The sequence below is a fragment of the Blastopirellula marina genome (genome assembly GCF_002967715.1).
In the GTDB taxonomy this organism is placed as follows: domain Bacteria; phylum Planctomycetota; class Planctomycetia; order Pirellulales; family Pirellulaceae; genus Bremerella; species Bremerella marina_B.
This window is the reverse complement of the sequence record NZ_PUIA01000002.1, coordinates 1-5,944: the sequence shown is the minus strand read 5'-3', so window position 1 is coordinate 5,944 and position 5,944 is coordinate 1. Positions and strand designations below refer to the sequence as shown.

At 52.4% G+C, this 5,944-nt stretch carries 6 protein-coding genes and 1 pseudogene; all 7 read right to left on the bottom strand.

Features of this window, described 5'->3' with window-relative positions; genetic code table 11:
- A pseudogene (locus C5Y96_RS00430) lies at nucleotides 1-418 on the bottom strand (hypothetical protein); the annotation flags it as partial.
- Between the two features lie 6 nt (nucleotides 419-424).
- Complete coding sequence (locus tag C5Y96_RS00425; protein ID WP_105349582.1) at nucleotides 425-619, bottom strand: DUF2997 domain-containing protein; 195 nt, start codon at nucleotides 617-619, stop codon at nucleotides 425-427.
- A complete protein-coding gene (locus C5Y96_RS00420) occupies nucleotides 616-984 on the bottom strand; it encodes a DUF1257 domain-containing protein (RefSeq protein WP_105349581.1) in 369 nt (122 codons plus the stop codon). Before C5Y96_RS00420 ends, C5Y96_RS00425 begins: the two co-directional genes overlap by 4 nt.
- Before the next feature lie 329 nt (nucleotides 985-1,313).
- Nucleotides 1,314-3,269 (bottom strand): hypothetical protein, encoded by a 1,956-nt coding sequence (locus C5Y96_RS00415; protein WP_146115458.1) that lies wholly within the window; start codon nucleotides 3,267-3,269, stop codon nucleotides 1,314-1,316.
- 459 nt (nucleotides 3,270-3,728) lie between these two features.
- Nucleotides 3,729-4,916 carry a tyrosine-type recombinase/integrase gene (locus tag C5Y96_RS00410; protein WP_105349579.1) on the bottom strand — a complete coding sequence of 396 codons (1,188 nt, stop codon included), beginning with the start codon at nucleotides 4,914-4,916 and terminating at the stop codon, nucleotides 3,729-3,731.
- 25 nt (nucleotides 4,917-4,941) lie between these two features.
- A complete protein-coding gene (locus tag C5Y96_RS00405) occupies nucleotides 4,942-5,187 on the bottom strand; it encodes a helix-turn-helix domain-containing protein (RefSeq protein WP_105349578.1) in 246 nt (81 codons plus the stop codon).
- Between the two features lie 65 nt (nucleotides 5,188-5,252).
- Complete coding sequence (locus tag C5Y96_RS00400) at nucleotides 5,253-5,780, bottom strand: hypothetical protein (protein ID WP_105349577.1); 528 nt, start codon at nucleotides 5,778-5,780, stop codon at nucleotides 5,253-5,255.
- Between the last annotated feature and the right edge of the window lie 164 nt (nucleotides 5,781-5,944).

Below are 5,944 nucleotides of genomic sequence, written 5' to 3'. Positions count from 1 at the left end.
CGCCAAACGCAAGCTCGATTGGAGTAACCTCACGAATCGCCGCCGGATGGAGATAGTTTTCCAGGCTTCGCTTACTCGTAAGCACAGCCCGGCATTGTGGCCGCTGATTGATGACCTCGGCCAATTCCTGCCGCTGTCCCGTTTCGGGCGGAACCTCGTGGTCGAGCAAGAAGAACTCCGGCTTGCCAAGGGAAGCGAACCGATAGGTCCAGCTGGGCAAGTTGCTGCCCCCGAAGGGGACAAACACCAATTGTCCTTGCTGTTCCATTTCTGCCAGATTCGGCAGGTCTGGATCGTGCGCATGCAGCGTCAACGAAATCCGGCTGAGGAACTCAATGTCGTTCGTTCCCTCGACAATCACCATAACGCGTGCCAGGTCGATCGTTCCGTGAGGGGGAGTTTCGGGTATGGGATCCATAGGCAGTTATTCCTTCTGTTCGATTTGATTTTGTTGCGTGATTTCCGTGACGTGGAACTCGGCTGTAAGAGTCTCGGAGGTTTGTTGTCCCAAGGCGGCTTCTAAGAAGCGGCTTGCCTCGCGACACTCTGTCCCCTGAAAGCCCCGCGTCTCGAGGCGTAACTGTCCTGTGGGACTGACAATGATCTCAATAGTTTTCAATACTGACCTCCTACCTGTATGGTCAACTTGATGCTTCCATCTGGCAGCGATTGCTCGGTCGTTGTGTAGCCCTTCGTTCGAGCTTCAAGAACGGCCTTCGTGACTCCATACATCTGGACGAGGCGATTCATTTCTTTTGCGTCACCCCATCGACCTTCATAATTGTCGAAGTGAATCTCACCTGATGGAAGATCACAAACAACTGGGTATCGCCAGTTAGGCAAACCAATGGCGTGCCCTTTGACTTCGGTACTGAAAAGACGAACTGTTTCGAGAACAGGAGCGTTGAGCGAAAGACGCTGACAGGCTTGCCGCAACGCTACCAAATCACGGATTTCTGTCTTGATTTGGACTGTGTGTGACATAGATCCTCCGATTGAATGACTGCGGTTGACAATTCATCGATTGCTAAGGGAGCCCTCAAGTATCTTGACGCGTTTTCATTGGAAATTTAGATCGTCTCATTTTCCTTTCCGAATCTGATTCGCTAACCAGCTTGTTCACAACTGCTTTAGCGATCATTTCTAGTATGGAATGAAGAGGAGTCTCCGGCCTGACTGGAACTTGCTGCCGATCATCGGCTGTTAACTCTTCTCGATCGTTCATAAGCTTGTCTGCCTCCGAATGCGCATAAAAAAAGCCCTGAACCAGAGTTCAGGGCGAAGGGTAAGGCAAATTTGAATATTCTCGTAATTTACAATGCTGGACGGATATAGCCTTCGAGCATCTTAAACTGATAACGTTTGTTCTTATGCCGTCGCAACTTGGAGTAGTTGGCAGGCAGATCAAGCAAGACCTGATAAGGATCGTCAATCCCCTGCTCTTCCATTTGACGATGCAGGCACATTGCACGCTGAACGGCGGGAAGCGTTGGTTTTTCATCAATCGCTTCGCAAATCTCCCTTTGGGTCAGCCCCTGGGCGGTCAACCGTGCTGCTTCCAAGCGAATGCGACACCGCTGGGGAACCTCGAAAGGGCTGACTGTCAAATCGTAAGTCAACAGTTCACTTAGCTGCGGAACCTGCAAGGAATCAGGGGCGATCCCTCCCAAGTTCATGCTAACCTTCACGCGGGGTACCGGATGCCCACCATCGCAGGAACGAACTAGGTAGACATAGATATCTGGGATTATGGCCCGGAACAGATCCCCAAACTCGGGACTTACCACGGCAAGCGATTGAAACTGTTCTTCAAAAAGGAAATGCATTTCATTCACACTTGCCGGGAGTTGCAATTGACTAGAGCGACTTCGGTCGAGTCGAGACCTTTCGTTGTGTAACTGTCGCTCTTGTGCCTCCAACTCGTCCAACTGCTCGATGATCAAAGCCCGAGAACCAAACTCCTTAATGGCATCAAGGATATTTTGCTTCGCTCGGGCCAATTCGCGATCTCGCCGTTGCAGTTCTCGCTGACGTTCATCCCAAGCTCCAGAGACCTCCGCCAGTGCTCCAGAAACGAGCATCTTAAATTGCTCGTCAAACGAGTCTAAGGCATAGAGCCTTTGTTGAACCTCCTGGACCAGGAGCTCTACCAGACGCGGCCCATCGACACCGATCGAATTCCAGCATTTCCATTCACGTGCACCGGAACACATCAGTTTGTCTTTCATTCCGTTTCCGCCCCAGACCAATTGTCGGCCGCAATACCAACAGCGGGCATGCTGGCCTGGGAAGCGAGTCCGCTTTTTCGGTACGCGGTAGAGCGGATCGTTACCATTGACTTTTTTACGACCGCAGTTCTTATTCGCTTCGTCAAGCCCAGCATTCAGGTCATCGAATTTTTGAATATTGAGATGCGCCAGATGCGGGTAACTTACATATTTCGGACCGTCAGGATTCGGGATGGACACGCGACGACCGCGCTCATGCTTTTTATCAGTATGCATCCTCCCTCGGGCCGGCATGCCTTTAAGCATTGGATTACGATAATAGCGGCGTACCATTTTGCCGTCCCAGTCAGGTTTGCGACAATACTTGCCGACGGGAAACCTCTCCTCGTTGAAGAGGTCCGCGACCTGCGAACAATTCATTGAGGTAAGTAGAATATCCGCACCTGCTTCGATCGTCGGTGTCCACTGATCGAGTTTCCGCCAATCATCGAATGTCTTGGCTCCCTCGGGCTTCTCATAGCCAGCAGTCTCTGTTGGCGTCGCCCCTATTCCCTTAACGAAGCGATTCATCAATTTCAGCTTCAGTCGCCTCGATGTATGGGAGTTGTGCCCAACATGGTCGCGGCACGCCGCGAGGAGATCTTCTTCCCATGTCTCATCGTTGGTGTCTAAGCAATCGTTTGGCGCGATGCAACGCGTGCCATGGTCCACTGCTATTCCCCACAGCTTTACCGCTTCGGCTCCTCGCACAAGCCTGCCGACATCCTCCATGATCAAAAGATCGTACCTTCTTGTACGCAGCTTTTTTGCGATCTCAGCCAGTTCGGGCCGATCAAGGCTTTCGCCCTTCCCTTTCGTCGCGATGGTGTCGTATTCAACATCACCCTGATACAAATACGCCACTTCATCTTTGGCGTGGTCAACCTGATCTTCCAGGCTGACCTCCTTTTGAGAAGGACATCCGCTGATTCGCGCGACCGCCAATGTGATCAATTGATACCCGTTGCGAGGTTTGAGCTCGCGCTGACGCTTTCGATTCATGTCGAAAACCTCCATTCATAGGAGGCTTTCATAGTCGCCGATGGCCACCCTCAATACAGCGGAGAATGCGATACTCTCCGCGAAATCAGGCGCTCAGTCGTTTGTCTCGGAGAGACAAATAACTTGACAACAGGTGAGAATGCGCGACAACGGTCGACTACGAGTGGCGAGACGTAAATCTCAACTACGCCAGCACTTACAACTGTAACTCTTTGACTCGCAAGGGGTTACAAAAATGCCTGCTTAGTCTCCCGTTCTCTCCGTTTTTCAAAAATGGCTCTTCATAACCCCTTGGAAAACAAGACGTTATGAAGAGCCTTATTTTTTGTCCCAGTCGATTGGGACAAAATTGGGACAAAAACGGAGAAAACCGAGCTCATTATTCTCGTTATCCGTTGCCATTTCTGTCCCAAAGATCTCGCCATCTTTTGAGATCTGTTCCAAGACATCACATCCGCACTAGGCGGACGTAAACTGGATCGACTTCATCCGCTCTTGGTTGGCATCGTCGAATTGGTGCCGGTAGAGCGCCACCATTTCCGAGTCCTGATGCCCGACCCAATCCTTGATCTGCCCTTCTGACGCTCCTGCGGCTGAGCACTGGCTCACAAAATAATGCCGAAAGCTGTGGAAGCGACCATGAATAAAGCCAATGTCCCCCTCTTGAGTTGGAAAGCGTTCCACCAAAGGTTCGAGCACATCCCGCTTGAGGATCACGCGAGCCGTATCGGCCTTGAGTCGCCCTCCCCTGGGACCATGAAATACGAAGCCATCGCGGTGCCGAGGTAACTGTTTTAAGATTTCCTGTAGCTCAGGATGGATTGGTACACTCCTCGCCCGCTTGCCCTTCGTCTGGCGGGCCGATTTCATTTTCGCTTTCCGTTGACTGGCCCCTTCGTCAGCGATCTTGATCATGGGTCTTGGCTCCCACTCAATGTCAGAATGTCGTAGCTGAATCGCCTCTCCAATCCTCATCCCAGTCATGGCGAGTGTCGCGAGCAGAGGGTACATCCATTCCAATTCAGATGTGGCCTGGCACAGCTTGAGAATCGCCTCGACCTCCTCCCGCGAATAGCAGTAGGTATCGGTCCCCGTCAACTTCTTGAGACCTAGCTTCATCCGCTGCTCTTCCGGAAGGCGTTTTTCATCGATGAACCAGTGGACGATATGCTGGATTAAGTGCAACTCCAGGGAAAGCGTTCGCTGGGCGTAGTCCAGACTATTGAGGTGGCGCCCATACGCCTCGACGATCGTCTTGGTGACCGCACGCCACACAAGGATGTTCCGCTCGTGACAGAACTGCGTGAATTTGTCTCCTACGGCGCGATATCGTTTGACCGTATTCTCAGACTTGCCCCCCATGACTCGGGGGCGTTTGCAGTGCTCGAGATACTCCTTCCAGCCAGCTTCGATCGAAATCTCTGGGGTTGTAGCCTGGGGAGCGGGCTCGGCAATAAAACCGTTTGCCAAGGCCATACGATGGTCGAGCAGTTTTAATCGCCCCGTGGCCTCCGACTTAATGCGCGTGGCCAAAGAGTGTTTCCCCAGATCAGGCTGATTCGAGCGACCGTCCGCGTAGTACACGCCGTCCCGCTGAAACAATCGCCACTGGAAATGGGGAGTCCATCCCTGGTGGGGCTTAGCCATTCGAACCTCCTAGTGGATTCCCACGTTAAGACATCCACTTCGGAGTTCGCCCCGCTTGGGGCGTAGAACGCTCCGAAGCGGGAGAAGTAGACTCCGACGCCTGAATGGCATCGGCTGGAAAGAACAGGCGGCCATTCTTGCCGCCTGGCTGATAGTAGGGGATTTTCCCCTGTCGAGCCCATCGCCGTAAGGTGACGACAGGAACATTGGCCGACTGGCTCAGTTCCTTGATCGAAACGAGCCTAGACGGGTCAAGATTTTCGGAAGTCATCGTGCAACTCGTGGATACAGGTGATCAACTTGTCACCTTCTCCCTGTTGCAAAATAGTGCGCGCGTTATTTATTTGGCTTTTCAGAATGGCCGCTAGGACCTGGGATGTCGAGGTGTCTGCGATAGACTTCGATTACTTCCGTGTACTCGGGGGTGGCTGTTAGGCCAAATTTTTGCAGGATTTCCTGATTGCTTTTTCCACGCTTTATTAGATCCGCCATATCGGCCCTAAATATGCTTCGTTCGGTTGCCGATACTGAGTCCCTGCTTTCTGCGCGATTTGCGACGAAGTCTTCCCGTTCACCTGAATCTAAAACGGAGCTTGGCACATCGCGTGGCGTTGGTGAAACTTGTGGGCGGGCACGCGTCACTCGACCAATAACACGGCAAGTTGCTTCCGAAACCTTGCTGAATTGCATGAAGCGAAACCACATCTCGGGAGAATACGCGTGTCCCGTGATGAGCTCAAAGGCACTGCGATATTGCTGAGCTATGGTCGTCAAATTGTCGCCGGTTACTTTTGCAACCTCCTTGAAGGTCAACTCTTTTGTGTTGTCATAGTCTCCGTTGGTCCACCCCTTGAAATGCCCCAAAAACCTGGCCCACCGTTATGAGAGTTCGGATTGGGTATGAACCGCTCCCCTTTTCTGTACCAGCTCAAGTGAGAAAATCCAGGATCTTCATCTGGCCAGGCTAGCCTGGCCAGATGAAGCGAATTCCCTGGGGGCCAGGTTGCCCAGGGCGCTGTGTGGTCGAT

Coding starts and splice junctions, on each gene's coding strand:
- C5Y96_RS00420 (WP_105349581.1), bottom strand. CDS start 984: ATGTCACACACAGTCCAAATCAAGACAGAAATCCGTGATTTGGTAGCG.
- C5Y96_RS00415 (WP_146115458.1), bottom strand. CDS start 3,269: ATGAATCGAAAGCGTCAGCGCGAGCTCAAACCTCGCAACGGGTATCAA.
- C5Y96_RS00410 (WP_105349579.1), bottom strand. CDS start 4,916: ATGGCTAAGCCCCACCAGGGATGGACTCCCCATTTCCAGTGGCGATTG.
- C5Y96_RS00405 (WP_105349578.1), bottom strand. CDS start 5,187: ATGACTTCCGAAAATCTTGACCCGTCTAGGCTCGTTTCGATCAAGGAA.